This window comes from Ruegeria sp. BG11, assembly GCF_056538565.1.
In genome coordinates, this window is sequence record NZ_JBQFTH010000015.1 from 34,127 (window position 1) to 50,036 (window position 15,910).

17 protein-coding genes are annotated in these 15,910 nt (G+C 51.9%); 11 read left to right on the plus strand and 6 right to left on the minus strand.

Annotated elements, in window-relative coordinates:
- Positions 1 to 141: 141 nt before the first annotated feature.
- The gene (locus tag ACR0JF_RS20330; protein WP_170642894.1) at positions 142 to 825 is read right to left on the minus strand and encodes a GntR family transcriptional regulator; all 684 of its coding nucleotides are present in this window, start codon (positions 823 to 825) and stop codon (positions 142 to 144) included.
- A gap of 304 nt (positions 826 to 1,129) precedes the next feature.
- Between ACR0JF_RS20330 and ACR0JF_RS20335 the strand changes: the two genes are divergently transcribed.
- The 8 genes from ACR0JF_RS20335 (at position 1,130) to ACR0JF_RS20370 (ending at position 7,394) form a co-directional block, all read left to right on the plus strand.
- Complete coding sequence (locus tag ACR0JF_RS20335; protein ID WP_170376061.1) at positions 1,130 to 2,101, plus strand: TRAP transporter substrate-binding protein; 972 nt, start codon at positions 1,130 to 1,132, stop codon at positions 2,099 to 2,101.
- 80 nt (positions 2,102 to 2,181) lie between these two features.
- Positions 2,182 to 2,715: a TRAP transporter small permease gene (locus ACR0JF_RS20340; RefSeq protein ID WP_170662657.1), complete on the plus strand. Its 534-nt coding sequence runs from the start codon at positions 2,182 to 2,184 to the stop codon at positions 2,713 to 2,715.
- A 2-nt stretch (positions 2,716 to 2,717) separates the two neighbouring features.
- Positions 2,718 to 4,004, plus strand: a complete 1,287-nt coding sequence (locus tag ACR0JF_RS20345) for a TRAP transporter large permease (protein ID WP_170375920.1) — start codon at positions 2,718 to 2,720, stop codon at positions 4,002 to 4,004.
- Between the two features lie 18 nt (positions 4,005 to 4,022).
- The gene (locus ACR0JF_RS20350; RefSeq protein ID WP_170662655.1) at positions 4,023 to 4,457 is read left to right on the plus strand and encodes a heme-binding protein; all 435 of its coding nucleotides are present in this window, start codon (positions 4,023 to 4,025) and stop codon (positions 4,455 to 4,457) included.
- Between the two features lie 9 nt (positions 4,458 to 4,466).
- Complete coding sequence (locus ACR0JF_RS20355) at positions 4,467 to 5,348, plus strand: NAD(P)-dependent oxidoreductase (protein WP_170662653.1); 882 nt, start codon at positions 4,467 to 4,469, stop codon at positions 5,346 to 5,348.
- Positions 5,349 to 5,404: 56 nt separating this feature from the next.
- Complete coding sequence (locus ACR0JF_RS20360) at positions 5,405 to 6,148, plus strand: glucose 1-dehydrogenase (RefSeq protein ID WP_170474672.1); 744 nt, start codon at positions 5,405 to 5,407, stop codon at positions 6,146 to 6,148.
- Between the two features lie 17 nt (positions 6,149 to 6,165).
- Positions 6,166 to 6,477, plus strand: a complete 312-nt coding sequence (locus ACR0JF_RS20365; RefSeq protein ID WP_170662651.1) for a cupin domain-containing protein — start codon at positions 6,166 to 6,168, stop codon at positions 6,475 to 6,477.
- 5 nt (positions 6,478 to 6,482) lie between these two features.
- A complete protein-coding gene (locus ACR0JF_RS20370) occupies positions 6,483 to 7,394 on the plus strand; it encodes a sugar kinase (RefSeq protein WP_170662649.1) in 912 nt (303 codons plus the stop codon).
- Between the two features lie 159 nt (positions 7,395 to 7,553).
- Here ACR0JF_RS20370 and ACR0JF_RS20375 read toward each other — a convergent pair whose 3' ends face one another.
- From ACR0JF_RS20375 to ACR0JF_RS20385, 3 genes are all read right to left on the minus strand, one after another.
- Positions 7,554 to 7,883, minus strand: a complete 330-nt coding sequence (locus ACR0JF_RS20375; protein ID WP_170662647.1) for a GNAT family N-acetyltransferase — start codon at positions 7,881 to 7,883, stop codon at positions 7,554 to 7,556.
- Between the two features lie 402 nt (positions 7,884 to 8,285).
- On the minus strand, positions 8,286 to 8,513 hold the full coding sequence (locus ACR0JF_RS20380) for a DUF1127 domain-containing protein (protein ID WP_170642888.1): 228 nt from the start codon (positions 8,511 to 8,513) through the stop codon (positions 8,286 to 8,288).
- On the minus strand, positions 8,503 to 8,727 hold the full coding sequence (locus ACR0JF_RS20385) for a DUF1127 domain-containing protein (RefSeq protein WP_170375908.1): 225 nt from the start codon (positions 8,725 to 8,727) through the stop codon (positions 8,503 to 8,505). Before ACR0JF_RS20385 ends, ACR0JF_RS20380 begins: the two co-directional genes overlap by 11 nt.
- A 130-nt stretch (positions 8,728 to 8,857) precedes the next feature.
- On the opposite strand from ACR0JF_RS20385, the gene ACR0JF_RS20390 reads away from it, so the two are divergent.
- Positions 8,858 to 9,751 (plus strand): LysR family transcriptional regulator, encoded by an 894-nt coding sequence (locus tag ACR0JF_RS20390; RefSeq protein ID WP_170662727.1) that lies wholly within the window; start codon positions 8,858 to 8,860, stop codon positions 9,749 to 9,751.
- A 286-nt stretch (positions 9,752 to 10,037) separates the two neighbouring features.
- Here ACR0JF_RS20390 and yghX read toward each other — a convergent pair whose 3' ends face one another.
- Positions 10,038 to 10,925, minus strand: a complete 888-nt coding sequence (gene yghX, locus ACR0JF_RS20395) for a YghX family hydrolase (RefSeq protein WP_170662645.1) — start codon at positions 10,923 to 10,925, stop codon at positions 10,038 to 10,040.
- A gap of 90 nt (positions 10,926 to 11,015) precedes the next feature.
- Positions 11,016 to 12,179 (minus strand): aminotransferase class V-fold PLP-dependent enzyme, encoded by a 1,164-nt coding sequence (locus ACR0JF_RS20400; RefSeq protein WP_170662643.1) that lies wholly within the window; start codon positions 12,177 to 12,179, stop codon positions 11,016 to 11,018.
- Positions 12,180 to 12,311: 132 nt separating this feature from the next.
- On the opposite strand from ACR0JF_RS20400, the gene ACR0JF_RS20405 reads away from it, so the two are divergent.
- Together ACR0JF_RS20405 and ACR0JF_RS20410 are read left to right on the plus strand one after the other, a co-directional pair.
- On the plus strand, positions 12,312 to 15,188 hold the full coding sequence (locus ACR0JF_RS20405; RefSeq protein WP_170662641.1) for an FAD-binding and (Fe-S)-binding domain-containing protein: 2,877 nt from the start codon (positions 12,312 to 12,314) through the stop codon (positions 15,186 to 15,188).
- 9 nt (positions 15,189 to 15,197) lie between these two features.
- Positions 15,198 to 15,875, plus strand: a complete 678-nt coding sequence (locus ACR0JF_RS20410) for a GntR family transcriptional regulator (protein WP_170662639.1) — start codon at positions 15,198 to 15,200, stop codon at positions 15,873 to 15,875.
- The last annotated feature ends 35 nt before the right edge of the window (positions 15,876 to 15,910 follow it).

Genomic DNA, 15,910 nt, shown 5'->3' on the forward strand with positions numbered 1-15,910 from the left:
TATTTTCGGAGATTTATGCTGCAAATTCCCTGATCCCCAACAACGAAAAAAAACGCTAAGAATAACGAGCATCCGGCCGGCACGATAGGCACTTTGTCGGCGCCGGATATTGAATGAAGTTAGCGGTACGAGTTTCCGAACTTATTCAAAGTACTCGGGATGGCGTTCATGAATAAACGCGATAGTGTCGTCGAGGCGGGATAAGTGTTTTCTGACTGCGTTTTGCGCTTTTGACAGATCCCGCGAGGCAAGCCCATTTGCGATCTCATAGTGGTCTTCCAAAATGGAATTCGCCTCGCGATCTTTCTCAAGACCAAGCATACAGAGACGATCTACTTTTTGTTTGCATTCCAGCATAACTTCGAACGCTAACGGGTTGCCGCCAAGGACGTAGATTAGTTTGTGAAAATCGTAATCGAGCGCGTGAAAGGCAGATAGATCCCCTTGCGTCAGAGCATTCTCCTGAAGGGCTAAGTTTTCGCTTAGCTTCGCATCCCGATCTGAATCCCAAGTCTCAACCGCCATGTAAACTATTTCAAGTTCGACGGCCCTTCGCACCAAACGAGCAAGCTCTAGGCGATCCATTGAAAAGCCGCGCACCTCGGTTGCTTTTTGAGGTCGGATAAGTAGCAAATCCTCATTTCCAAGCCTGGTGAAGGCGTTGCGAACAGGTTGGCGAGATACGCCGAATCGACGTGCGACTTCCGTCTCGGACAATTTTGTACCGGGAAGAATTTCGAGCGAAACGATCTGATCGTGCAGTGTTTCGTAGACGGCATCAGTGGTTGTTCGGGTTCTAATTCCGTCCACGATTTTTTCTTTCATCCTCTGATTCATAATCCTGCCACCACGATCTGATGGGTGGTTAAGGCACTGTTTTATATATCAAAAAGCCATACTTCGTACGTATTTCAGCAAGGCTTTTTCGGTTAATATCAAAGAGCCTGTAACCATTGAAGTCAAGGCCGTCACATGTTTCAAACGAGTTGTTGACACAACTTGGATACTAGTGTCCTTATGAGTGCAGCAGTGATTCCGGCTCTGGGAGGAAGCAGGAAGTTTTGCGACTTTCATCCTCCAGACGACACCTTTTGGCCTGTTGCTGCTCAGAAAAAACGGGAGGAGACCCATGACTTCTACGAAATCGCTTTTTGCAGCAGTAACCGTTGCACTGATCGCCTCTTCAGCATCGGCTGAAAGCTGGCGCGCTTGGAACATTCACAATGACGGCCACCCCAATACGGCGGCGATGGACAAATTTGCTGAGCTTGTTGACACAGCCACAGATGGTGAAGTCACGGTAGATGTTTTCCACGGCGGCGTTCTTGGCTCGCAACCCGATGCGCTGGAGCAAGTGCGTATTGGAGCCATCGAGGTTGGCAACTTCAACCTTGGCCCGATTGGTCCGATGGTCAAAGAGGCAAACCTTGTATCGCTTCCGTTCATCTTCAAAAGTGTGCCGCACATGTTCCGCGTGATGGAAGGTGAAGCTGGTGCGGTCGTTGCCGAAGCGATGGGTGAGGCAGGAGTTCTTCCCCTTGCATATTTTGATGCTGGAGCCCGGTCATTCTACAGCCAGAAACCAATCAACTCTCCAGCCGATGTGGAAGGTCTGAAGATCCGAGTTATGAACAACGATCTCTACACTTCGATGATTTCGGCTATGGGTGGAAATCCGTCTCCAATGGCTTTTTCGGAAGTACAACAGGCACTGAAAACAGGCGTTGTTGATGGGGCGGAGAACAACTTCCCGTCGTTCAAAAACGTCGGCCATTACGAAGTGACGTCGCACTATTCGCTGTCTGAGCATTTGATCATCCCCGAGTGCATCTGTGTGAATACAGCCAAGTTCAACGCGCTTAGCCCCGAACTACAAGAAGCTGTACGTAGTGCGGCACAAGAAGCGGCTCTTTATCAGCGCGAACTGTGGGCTGTTGGATCTGAGCAAGCGCGCTCTGACGTTGAAGCGGCTGGCATCACAGTCAACGAAATCGCAGACAAAGGTCCCTTCCAGTCCGCGATGGACGTAGTCTATGCCGACTACCTCGCTGCCAACCCAGATATGAAGGCGTTGGTCGAGATGGCCCAGGCCACTGAGTGATTTGCCAAAGCGAATACAAATAAGCGCGTCCGGTTTCCTTAAAAGAAGCCGGACTCGTAAATCCAAAAAAGGGGGGCAGTATGCAAGTTTCAGACAAGACATCAGAGTTTCTACGGAGGATGGATTTCTTCCTCGACCTGCTCGCCCGCCTTTGTAACTTGTTGGCCGGCGTCGCCATCGTGACTATGACCGCCATCTTCGCGTGGCTGGTCTTTGGCCGGTACGTCCTCAATGACACGCCCACCTGGGTTGAACAGGTATCGCTTTTACTTGTTATGGTTATTGCATTCCTCGGCGCAGCAGCCGGAGTGCACAACCATACCCACCTCTCTGTTGTTCTTTTTCGGGGGATGGTGCCGCCGAAAGTACGAACAGTCTTTGTCTGCATCACAGATATGCTGCTAGCCGGATTTGGCGCGATGATGTTCTGGTATGGGCTTGAATTGACCGAATTCAAATGGGGCACGTTGATCCCGCTTATTCAATGGCCCGAGGGCCTGAGATCCCTGCCTATGACAATTAGCGGAGCATTGGTCCTTCTGTTTTCCACCGGTCATCTGATCCGCCTGTTTCTGGGCGAGGATGCGCGTCAAGACAGTATAGATCAGGGTTAATCATGGGACTTGCAGTTCTTCTCGGGGTCTTTGCCCTTTCTGTCATAATCGGCACTCCGGTCGCTTACGCACTTGGGATTTCTGCCTTGGCTGCATTTTGGTATGAAGGTTTGCCGTTGTTCGTCGGCTTTCAACGAATAGTGGCGGGAATCAACGTTTTTTCGCTTATGGCGATCCCGTTTTTCATTTTCGCTGGCGAGCTGATGTTCCACGGCGGGATAGCCGTTAGATTGGTCAGGTTCGCGCAAGCTGCTGTCGGTGCCGTGCGCGGCGGGCTTGGCATTGTAAACGTGTTTTCCTCCATGCTTTTTGGCGGGATTTCAGGTTCGGCGATCGCGGACATCTCCGCGCTGGGCTCAATTCTCATCCCCGTTATGAAAGACAAGGGATACGATGCTGACTATGCGGTAAATGTGACGGTGACGTCTTCTATCGCCGGGATCATCATTCCACCCAGTCACAATATGATCATCTTTGCTCTTGCAACGGGTGGTGTGGTGTCAATTTCCAAGCTGTTCTTGGCGGGCGTGGTCCCCGGCATCCTGATGTGCTGTTGCTTGGCAATTGCTGCATATGTGGTCGCAGTAAAGCGCGGCTATCAGGCTGAACGGTTTCCAGGATGGACGGCGCTGGCGTACGCGTTTATCGGCTCCATCCCCGGCTTGCTGACTGCCGTCATTATCGTCGGAGGTGTCCTATCAGGCATCTTTACTGTGACAGAGTCCGGTGCGTTCGGGGCTATGTATGCCTTTGTTGTCACACTGATCGTCTACCGCAGCCTGTCATGGGATGCCTTTAAGACTGCTGTAATTTCGTCCGTGCGCACAACGTCGATGGTCATGATCCTGATCGCCTGCGCCGGGGCTTTTGCCTACATGCTGACCTACAACCGCGTACCAACCAAAACGGTCGAGTTCCTTTTGGGTATAACCGAGAACCCGATCCTCATTTTGCTGATGATCAATGCGGTTCTTTTGCTGCTTGGCATGATTATGGATATGGCAGCCTTGATCCTGATCTGCACGCCGATCTTCTTGCCGGTGATGAATATGCTTGGGATCGATCCGCTGCAATTCGGCATGATCCTTCTGGTGAACCTTGGTCTGGGGCTTTGCACGCCTCCGGTCGGGACCTGCCTGTTTGTAGGCTGTGCGGTTGGCCAGTTGCCGATGGAAAAAGCCATCAGAACGATCTGGCCTTTCTACCTTGCGATCTTCGCAGCGCTGATGCTGATCACCTTCGTTCCTGCCATCTCGCTCACACTTCCCACTCTCCTAATCGGCCCATAAAGCCCAAAGGACGCCGTTATGCTGAATATCAAACGATTGGACATTGAAGAGGCGCGACGGCTGATCGCGGTCGCTAGGCTAAAAGCCGAAGATATCGGGGTGCCTATGTGCATCGCTGTTACCGATGAGAGCGGTATCCTCATCGCATTTGAGCGAATGGATGGCGCCAAGATTACCAGCGTCAATCTGGCGATCGACAAGGCTTATACCGCATGCGGCATCAAGAAGAGCACGCAAGCCTTGGGTGAAGTCAGTCAACCGGGAATGCCAGCGCATGGCATCGCCTCGGCCTTAGGCGGACGTATGGTGACCGTTGCCGGCGGTCTTCCTGTGCTTTCTGGTTCTGATGTCGTCGGCGGCATTGGCGTTAGTTCAGGCTCGCCTGCGCAAGATCATGACGTCGCCCAAGCCGGGGCCGATGTCTTTTCCAAAATGAAAAACCTAAACGCTTAGGAGGCGCATATGTCGAATCCAAAAATCGGTTTTATTGGCCTAGGCCAAATGGGCAGCAAGATGGTTGAATGCCTCCAAAAAAATGGTTTTGATCTTATGGTTATGGGCCGCAACAAAGCGGCGGTTGCCCAAACCGTTGCGCGCGGAGCGGTCGAGGTGAGCACCCCTAAGGAACTCGCCGAGGCCAGTGATATCGTCATGCTCTGCGTGACAACATCTGACGTGGTCGAAAGCCTGATCTACGGCGAGAATGGTATTCTCGCCGGGATCAAAGAAGGCGCGGTGGTCATAGATTTCGGAACGTCCATTCCAGCGTCAACAAAGAAAATTGGCGCGGAACTTGCGAAAAAAGGGGCGGGGATGCTCGACGCACCGTTGGGGCGTTCACCTATGCACGCCAAGGACGGTTTGCTGAACATCATGGCAGCGGGCGATATCGAAACGTTTGAAAAGGTCAAACCTGTGCTCGACGTGCAGGGCGAGAACGTGTTCCATCTTGGCACACTCGGCGCGGGCCATACGACAAAGCTGATCAACAACTTCATGGGTATGACAACAGCGTGTACCATGAGCCAGGCATTTGCAGTTGCAAAACAAGCGGGCATCGATGGCCAGCAGCTTTTTGAGATCATGTCTGCGGGCCCGTCCAATTCTCCATTTATGCAATTTTGCAAGAATTACGCCGTCGATGGCGTAAGTGATCTTGGGTTTTCGATCAGCAATGCCAACAAGGACATCGCCTACTTCGTTCAGATGATTACTGACATTGGAACGCGCTCCGAAATCGCTGAAGGCACTTCCGCAAATCTTCAAACGGCGCTTGATGCAGGGATGGGCGAAGGCAATGTACCCGAAATCTACGACATGTTCGTCAAACGCGGTGCAGCTTAGGCGACCCACAATGGCACACGACAACTTTCAAAGCTGAGCAAAGATGAGGGATGCCCATGAAACTCGCTGGAAAATCGGCAATTGTAACTGGAGCCGGCCGCGATATCGGTGCAGCAGTCGCTCTCAAGCTTGCCTCCGAGGGCGCAAACGTCGCAATAAACTATTTTGCCAGCAGCGCAGGCGCTGAGGACGTTGTGGCCAAAATCAAAGCAAATGGCGGGACCGCAATCGCGCTTCAAGGAGACCTAACGCAGAAAAGCGACGTTGACGCATTGGTGGCGCGATCTCTCGCGGAATTCGGCAGTATTGACGTTTTGGTCAATAACGCGGGCGGTTTGGTTGCCCGCAAAACAGTTGCAGAGTCCTCACTTGAACATTGGAAGTATGTGATGGACTTGAATCTGACCAGCAACTTCATGATGACGAACGCCTGTTTGGCTCATATGAAAAGCGGTGCGATTGTCAACTTGGCAAGCCAAGCTGCTCGCGATGGCGGCGGCCCCGGCTCAGTTCCCTATGCGACCTCAAAGGGCGCGATCATGACGCTGACGCGGGGTTTGGCCAAAGAGCTGGGCCCGGATATCAGGGTCAATGGGCTGTGCCCTGGGATGATTGATACCGATTTTCATAACATCCACACACCGGACGCAGGACGTCGCGGCTTTGAAGCCGCTGCGCCAATGAAACGTCAGGGCACCATTGAGGATGTCGCAAACCTTGTCCTATTCCTAGCCTGCGACGACAGTGCTTTCATTACAGGAGCTAATGTCGATCTGAATGGTGGAATGCTTTTCTCATAGTGTAGCGGAGGTACACCTTGCCTGAATTTCCAGTTGTCTCGACAGGAGAGAATGTCACACGGCAAGTTCTCTCTGATCATCCCAATCTCATGGTTGTTGCCTTTCGGTTCAGCAAAGCAGGTGCGATAGGCGCGTTGCACAGCCATCCGCATGTCCAGTCAACATATGTCGAAAGTGGCCGGTTCCGGTTCACTTTAGGCGAAAGTGATCAAGAGTTCGGGCCAGGAGACAGTTTTGTCATTCCTTCAGATCAAACCCACGGATGTGTTTGCCTGGAACCAGGAAAGCTCGTAGATAGCTTCACTCCGCGGCGTGACGATTTTTTGTAGAACCCATGCGTATCTTAGCAATCGGCGAGTGCATGGCGGAACTTGCTCCCCTAGGCGGTCCAGGGGAGTTCAAGATCGGGTACGCTGGTGATACGTTCAACACGGCTTGGTATTTAGCGAATATATCACCAAATACAGACGTCGCTTATTTCACGACAGTTGGTGACGACAAACTGTCTCGCGAAATGCGAGCCTTTATTGACAGAACAGGCATCGATACCTCTCACATTTGCGAAATTTCGGATGGAACTGTGGGTCTCTATATGATCCACCTTTCCAACGGCGAACGCAGTTTTTCCTATTGGCGCAACAGCTCTGCAGCCAAACGGCTTGCTGACGACCCAGATGCGCTTGACCGTGCTATCGAAAAAGCGGATTTGATCTATTACTCAGGAATTACGCTGGGAATTCTTGGTCCTCAATCGCGTGAAAATCTACTTGGTGCTCTCCAAAGGGGTCGCGATGTAGGGAAAACCGTGGCTTTCGATACGAACATCAGACCCAAACTTTGGTCGAGTACCGAAGAAATGAAGCGTTCAATCATGCGCGCTGCTGAGCTCTCGGATATCGTGTTGCCGTCTTTTGACGATGAAAGCGCGTGGTTTAATGACGACTGTCCGACCGCGACTCTTGAACGATATGCAAGACTTGGTGTGGAGCGGGTCGTCGTAAAGAACGGCGAGCATTCTGTGGTTTATAAAGATGGGAATATTAGAGGGGAGGTGCCTACTAAGCCGGAAACTTCCGCTATTGATACAACAGCCGCTGGTGACAGCTTCAACGCTGGCGTTTTGCTCAGCGTATCGGAGAAAAGTGATTTCCGCGCAGGGATATCGTTGGGCTGCAAATTGGCCAGCTACGTGATCCAAGCCAAAGGAGCGCTAGTTCCTGTCGATCCACTGCGTGTTACAGCTTGAGGTGGTAATCCCCGACTTGTGTTTAACGTGGAATAAGCGCACCGCACGGCCACTATCTGCAGAAAGGCAGCTTAAATACTGAAACAATAAAGGCGTTAGAAAAGGTCATTCGCTTGAGTCCAATCAAACGACCGCAATACGCAGTGTGCCATTGGTCGTCTAAGTAAAAAGAAGATGTGAGTGTGCCTTAGTTTGAGCGAAAATCTCAATGGCAATTAACGCGGGCGTCGGCCAGTTGGGGTGCAAGATTGCTTCAACAATATCCGTGCCAGCTACAAACTGCGCGTTATGTTTCGCCGCAAGATGGCGCATGTGGCGGTTTTCCTTCAGGCACATCATTTGGATAGTCCGGACGCCTCTGTTCTGCGCCATCGCGTACATCTGTTGAAACAAAGCGTCGCCAATCCCAAGGCCCCGCCACTCGGCTTCGACTGAGAATGCAGCCTCTGGCTTTGATAGCCATGAATGAAAGAGGCCGCGCAGTTCCACAAGGCCCCTCAATTGGCCCCAGACAAACGCCCCACAAGCGATACTGTTGTACCGAAGGATGTTCTGTGCGTAGCTCAGGACGCAATTGGCGTTGACGGCTCCACAAAACCGTGCTCGCCGCGTTTCGATATCTAACTACAGAAAATGATTGCAGATGTTACTTTGATCGCCAGAACGGAGACGACGAACGATCGGGTCTTGTAGTGCTCTCATGACTTTCAGTTTTCGCGTTTCCTGTTTGGCAGGTTGGTATGGGCCAGCATTTTCGGGAGGAGGTGAAAATGCTGGCCCTTTGCGATGGCGCTCCCCGTTGGCTTTTTCGCCGCCGCTTATGCTGGCTTACTCTGGGAGGAGCGAGGACCAGCAAACTTGTGTAATCTTCTGACCTGAAGGCCCACTTCTCTATTCGTCAGCCATTAGTTTTTCGGCATATTCCGGGATCTCAGATCGCGAAATTCCGATCTGAGCGAGTTGGTAGTCACTCATATTCGAAAGCGCAGAGAGCATCCGGGCCATTTTCAGTGCTTTCAAAGCAGCTTTAGTCGTGGATCTGATCCACACCAAGAATGCGATTGATTGGGCGATCGCGTGATCGCGATACGTAGCAGGGGCTTGGGTGTTAACAGCCATAGGCGGCCTCCAACGCAAGATTTTTGATGCTGCTTCTCGAGATACCCAAATCTATTAAGTCACGGTCAGATAACACCGAGAGTTCATAGTAAGTTTCGCGATAAACCCTGCGTTTGGCCTGTGCCTTGCGTATCGTGTCCAGCTTTTGATGAAAGAACGTGCGGCCAGCTTCGAAAACGACATCCAGCGCGCTGTTTGATCGTGTAATTGCCATGATATTGCCTCGTCCATTGCTGCAATGCAGTATTTATGCTGCAATGCAGAGATAAGGGCATTTGGTAGCGCTCACAACTCGCCATTTTGGCAAAGGCCCCATGCCATATTGGAACAGCAAAGGTCATGACATGGACATTTCTGCGCAAATGCTAATCTTTGCGACGGTTGTCGAGCAGGGCAGTATTTCTGCGGCTGCAAGATCAATGGGGCAAACCCCATCAGCAGTAAGTAAGCAGATCGGGTTACTTGAAGATCAGGTGCACTACCGACTTCTGAATCGTACCAGAACGGGTGTCTCTCCAACGCGGGAAGGCCAAGATTTCTATGAAAAATGCAAAGCGATGGCTGACAAATTCAATGAAGCCAAAGCGATGATCCACAGCTTTGACGGTGTCCCACGCGGAGAACTCAGGATCGCATCCACTGTTGCATTCGGTAAGTCCCAACTGATTCCTGCTCTGCCAGAGTTCATGAAAGAGAACCCTCAGGTTCAAATGTCTTTGGATTTGACCGACCGAGAAATTGATCTTCGGAGTGAAGGCTTCGATGCGGCGATCTGCTTTGCGGAACAACGCAAGAATCCAGATATGGTCATCAGGCGCGTTATGCAGAGTCGAAGGGTACTATGTGCCTCACCTGAATACCTTGCGCGTTGTGGAACACCGTCGAATTTTGCCGAATTGGCTGAGCACAATTGCTTGAGAGTTGCTGGGAGAAGCCAGCGGAACGCTTGGAACAGCATCGAACCGAACGCAGGCGAAAAATTTGAAGCAACGGGCAGCTTTGAGGGGAACAGCACCGATGTCGTCTTTAGAGCCGCTCTGGCTGGTATCGGGATCGCACGGCTGCCCTGCTATATGGCAAACAGGAAGTTTCTCTCCGGCGAACTTGTCCATGTCATGCCGGAGTATGCACCTCCCAGCACGGATATCGTCGTAATGTTTGCCGAAAGGCGGAATCTGGCACCAAAAACGCGCGCGTTTGTGGATTATCTCGCGCGGCGGTTTCGGGATACCGAATAGAACCAAAGGAACGGCTAACCACGCATAAAAGTGATAATACTTTTGACCCGCAGATGAGCTGAACACTTAACGATGGATCGCTTCACCTAAAACCGTTGCGACAGTATCCTTCCATCGTTTCGACACGTTAAAAAAGTTAATAGTAGGCATAGCGGGCCGACACCTTGTCGCAGAATTTCTAACTCCAAAGTTCAAGTTTCCGGGGCTTCCAAGGGCTTGGCCAAGATGGGCCGAGGATTTCAACGAAAGGATATCAACGCATGACTGGCTTGGTAGCTTGTACCAATTACTTCAGATAGGTTTTGAACCAATCAATTGTGCGGTCCCAGGCTAGGTTTGCCATTTCCTCATCATAGCGTGGCGTACTGTCGTTATGAAAACCGTGGTTGGCGTTTTCGTATATATATGCCTCGTATACTTTGTCGTTGGCCTGAAGAGCAGCTTCAAAATCCGGCCACCCTGCGTTGATGCGCTCATCAAGCTCTCCCATTTGAATCAGTAGTGGCGCCTGAATTTTAGCCACATCCTCAGCTGCCGGCTGGCGACCATAGAACGGCACGCCCGCTGCCAATTCCGGATAGGCCACAGCAATTGCGCTGACTACGCCGCCACCGTAGCAGAAACCCACTGCGCCGACCTTTCCAGTACTGTCATCTCGGTTCAGTAGGTATTCAAATCCATTGAAGAAATCGTTCATCAACTCGACCCGGTCCACTGTCTTTTGCAGTTCGCGCCCATCTGCGTCGTTGCCGGGGTATCCTCCCACCGATGTCAGGCCGTCTGGAGCCAGAGCCATAAACCCGGCTTTCGCCAATCTGCGCGCGACATCTTCGATGTACGGGTTAAGGCCGCGGTTTTCGTGGACTACCAGCACCGCGGGCAGGGGCTCTTCAACGCCTGCGGGCCGGACCAGGTAGCCCCGCACGTCACCGGTTCCATTTGGTGAGGGATAGGTGATGTAGTCTGCATGGATATCGGGATCGTTAAATGACACCTGCTGTGCTAGGGCATAGTTCGGACTAAGCATTTTCAGCAACGCGACCGCTGACAAACCGCCAACCGCAAATTTGCTGGCGCGGTCCAGAAATTGGCGTTTTGTGATTTTGCCGTGCGCATAAAAGTCATACAGATCAAGAAGTTCCTGGTCGAAGTCTTTTGCCGTCATACGGGTCATGGTGAAGCTCCTAAAGAGTTTTGTGATCCGGAGGGTTGGTAATTTCCCGTCAATGGGACTCGGTCGCGCTATTGGAGACTCAGCTTGGATTTACGCGGCCTTGAGATGCTCCAACGCAGCCTGCGTGCCACCTGCTGTATGCGGCACGCCGCTCTTGGCGAGACCCATTTCTACGCCTGAGAGTGTGGCCATCAACATCAGGTCGTTGAAATCGCCCAAGTGACCTATGCGGAAAACCTTGTCGGCTACTTTGGACAGGCCATTTCCAAGTGAGATATCATAGTGCTCCAGCGTAGTTGCGCGAAATACATCAGCAGAATGTCCTTCAGGTGCTTTAACAGCGGTCAGTACGCCCGACTCCTGGCCTTGGCGAGCACACAATACCTCAAGTCCCCATGCTTGCACCGCAGCCCGCGTCGCGGCACCATGGCGGGAATGCCGTGCGAACACGTTCTCCAGCCCCTCTTCGTGCAACATATCGATGGCCTCATTTAGTCCATAAAGGAGATTGGTGCCGGGCGTATAAGGGAAGAACCCTTTCTGGTTGGGTTCGATCATATCATGCCAATCCCAATAACTTCGTGGCATACTCACGGATTTTGAATGTTCCAGTGCACGGTCGCTTACAGCGTTAAAGCTCAGACCAGGCGGTAGCATCAGTCCTTTTTGCGAACCAGAGACACAGACATCAACGCCCCAGTCGTCGAACCTAAAATCGATCGACCCTAGGCCAGAAATGGAGTCAACAATTAGGAGCGCAGGGTGCTTTGCCGCATCTATTGCTCTGCGTACTTCCTCGATCGACGAGACTGACCCAGTAGAAGTTTCATTGTGGACGACGCATACCGCCTTGATCTCGTGCTGACTATCTTCGCGCAGGCGGTCTTCGATCTGACTTGGATCCGCACCGCCACGCCAATCTCCTTCAATCAGTTCTGGCTGCAATCCCAGTTTTCCTGCCAAGTTGCACCACATGAAGGCGAAGTGTCCTGTTTCGAACATGAGAACTTTTTCGCCTGGCGAAATACTGTTCACAAGTGCTGCTTCCCATGCACCGGTGCCGGATGAGGGGTAAATAAAGACGTTCTGCTTTGTCTTGAAAATGGTTTTTATCCCACTTAGGGCCTTGTTCCCTACTTCAGCAAAATCGGGCCCACGGTGATCAATGGTCTGTGTGCTGATGGCCTTCAGGATGCGCTCTGGCACAGCACTTGGCCCTGGAATCTGTAAAAAGTGCCTGCCCGCCTGACGCATTTGAAATGATCCTTATGCTGGTGCCAAAAGAGTGGTGCTATTAACCATTGCAAAAGTTAATTATGAATTCATTATTCAGTCAATGGGTAAGTAGAGCCTCAATGGGCTTACTGGGAAGGGAAGGCGAACCTGATGGTAAAGAATGGATCGTTGTACCGCCGACTGTTGTCTGATGTGCGGGGAGAGGTGATGTCAGATCCGGCGTCGCTTGCGCGGTACTCGACCGATGCCTCAATCTATCAGATGATACCTGACGCTGTTGTGATCCCCCGATCCACAGAAGATGTAAAAGCCGTGATGTCTGTCGCTCGGGACGAGGGATTTTCGGTACTTCCTCGCGGTGGCGGCACGTCGCAATGTGGGCAAACGGTCAATCAGGGTATTGTGCTGGACAACACAAAATACTTGAATCGTATTCTAGACATAGACGTTGAGAAACGTATTGCGCGCGTTCAGCCAGGTGTTGTGTTGGATCAATTGAACGAAGCGTTGAAGAAGCATGGCCTTTGGTTTCCAGTGGACCCCTCAACAGCGTCTCGTTGCACTCTTGGGGGGATGGCAGCAAACAATTCTTCAGGCGGAAAGTCTCTGCGGTACGGGATCATGCGAGATAACGTCCATGCAATAAACGCAATTCTGGTCGACGGAAGCGAAGCGCGGTTCAGCGCTGAAACGCCCGCATCTAGCGATTATGCGGATCTTGTTGGCGACATGCGCGCACTTGGACGTCGTGAGGCGTCTGAGATTGACGCCCGTTTTCCCAAGGTCCAGCGCCGTGTGGGCGGGTACAATATCGACGCGCTCGTCGGCAACGACATCAACATGTCCCATTTGTTGGTGGGGTCAGAAGGCACGCTGGCTTATTTCACTGAATTGGAATTGAACTTGGCAAAGTTACCGGGTGAGAAAGTTACCGGCGTGTGCCATTTCTCGACATTTCGCGCTGCAATGGAGGCCACCCAGCACATCGTGACGCTCAACCCTCAGGCGGTAGAATTGATCGACGAGACAATGATCGCGTTGGGGCGCGATATCCCATTGTTTCGCGACACTATAGAGGCCTTTGTCAAAGGCAAACCCGAAGCCTTGCTACTAGTAGAATTCGCCGAGGGCAACGCTGAGGACAATGCCGCAAAACTGGTTAAGCTTTCCCAACTAATCGGAGATCTCGGCTTGTCTTTTACCGGAACGAAAAACCGGTGGGGTGGAGTTGTTTCAATTGCAGACACCAAGCTGCAGAATTCTATCGCCGAGTACCGGAAATCCGGCTTGAATGTCATGATGTCGATGAAGGAGGCAGGCAAGCCGATATCCTTCGTTGAAGATTGCGCTGTTCCGTTGTCCGACCTCGCCGATTACACCGCGGGCCTAAACGAAATATTCGACCGGCATGGCACCAAGGGAACATGGTACGCGCACGCCTCCGTAGGGTGCCTACATGTTCGTCCTGTCCTGAATATGCGGCAGGACAAAGACGTCAGCACAATGCGGGCGATTGCAGAAGAAACATTTGATCTGGTTAAGCGATACAAGGGTTCTCATTCAGGTGAACACGGTGACGGGATCGTGCGTTCTGAATTTCATGAAAAAATGTTTGGTCAGCGAATTATTTCCGCCTTTGAAGAAGTTAAAAACCGGTTTGACCCAATCGGGATGCTCAATCCTGGAAAGATTGTGCATGCGCCCTCAATGGATGATCGCCGTCTATTCCGCTATAGCCAAGACTATTCAGTCCCGGATTTCGAAACAGCGCTGGATTGGTCAGCTTGGCCGGGTACCGGAGAAGGATTTCAGGGTGCCGTTGAGATGTGCAATAACAACGGTGCTTGCCGCAAGCTCAAGGGCGGAGTTATGTGCCCTTCCTTCCGTGCCACCCGAAACGAGCGTGATTCCACACGTGGGCGTGCAAACACTTTGCGTTTCGTGATCAGCGGGCAGTTGCCGCGCGGTTTGGAATCCGATGCAATGTTGGACGCGATGAAGTACTGTGTATCCTGTAAGGCGTGCGCTCGGGAGTGCCCGACTGGCGTCGACATGGCGCAAATGAAGATCGAAGTACTGTCAGCGAAACGTAAAAAAGATGGGCTGACATTGGCAGATAAATTGATAGCTTACTTGCCCAGATATGCGCCAAAAGCTGCAAAAGTCGCGTGGCTTATGAATATTCGAAACAAAATTGGACCCATGCGTAAGCTTTTGGAAAGCCCGACCGGTATTGCCGCGCGACGTGATCTTCCAGAATGGTCTTCCGTTCCGTTCCGAGATGACGAGGCCCAAGATAGTGATCCGCACGTTCTTCTGTTTGCAGATGTATTCAACCGTTATTTCGAGCCTGACAATCTGCGTGCCGCGGTCCGGGTTCTGCGTGCGCTAGGGCTGCGTGTCGCCGTAGCACGGGATAACCACACTAAAAGAGCGTTGGATTGCGGGCGTACCTTGTTGGCTGTGGGTTGTGTGGAAGAAGCGCGACACGAGGCTCAGCGCGTGATTGACGCGACACGAGATATGGTTGCCAAAGGCATACCTGTCGTCGGACTTGAACCTTCCTCTATCCTCACTTTTCGGGACGAGTATTTGGCTCTTTGCCCGGGACCGCAAACGGAGATGTTGGCGAAGGCCACACATACAATTGAGGAATTTCTGGCCGAGCAGCCGAGCTTGCCTTTGAAACCGATAGATCGACCGATCTACGTCCATGGACATTGTCATCAGAAGGCACATGACGTCGTCACGCCTATGCTCAATCTCCTGAAGCGTATTCCTGAGGCGCAGGTTAACATGATCGAAAGCAGTTGTTGTGGTATGGCTGGGGCGTTTGGATATGCCCCGGAAACTGTCAATGTCTCTATCGAGATGGCAAAGCTAGACCTATTTCCAGCTTTGGACGCGGCACCAGTGAATGCAATTGTTGTGGCAGATGGGACATCATGTCGGCACCAAATCACTGAGGGTACCCGACGGCAGCCCATGCATGTCGCTCGCTTGTTGGAAATGGTACTTGATGATTAGGACGTGGTTATGAATCTAACGGATGGCATCAAGCGCACAACACTACATGAAGAACTGGTCGAACGTCTGCGCAACCTGATTGTCGAAGATGTTCTGAAGCCGGGAGAGAAAGTGCCCGAGAAACAGCTCTGCGACTCGTTGGGGGTCTCAAGGACACCATTGCGGGAAGCCCTAAAGGTGCTTGCATCAGAAGGCTTTGTGGTACTCCAAGCCAACCGAGGTGCGCGCGTTGCCAGTGTCACGCGAGAAGAATTGGAGAATACGTTTCCAGTTCTTGCGACGCTTGAGCAACTGGCAGGAGAGTTGTCGTGTCAGAGCATGAACTCCTCGGAAATTAAACAGATTGAACGTCGCCACGCCGATATGTTGAAAGCCTATAGGTCACGTGATCGACAGGCCTACTTTAAAGCCAATCAGGACATCCATCAGGCACTGATAAGTGGCGCGCGAAACGACATTCTTGAAACCCACCACAAACTGTTGGCGGCGCGGGTCCGCCGAGCACGTTTTGTGGCCAATCTGTCAGACGAACGCTGGGCGCAGGCAATTCGCGAACATGAAGCAATGATGGAGTTGCTTAAGGCTCGCGATGCAGATGGGCTTGGCAAAACCATGAAGCTACACATGATGAACAAGCTTTCGGCTCTTGTGAAAGCGCTTGAGGCCGAGGATGAGGCGTTTCGCTGACTTCTGTTCCAAAGCGCTTACAAACTTTTCACGGA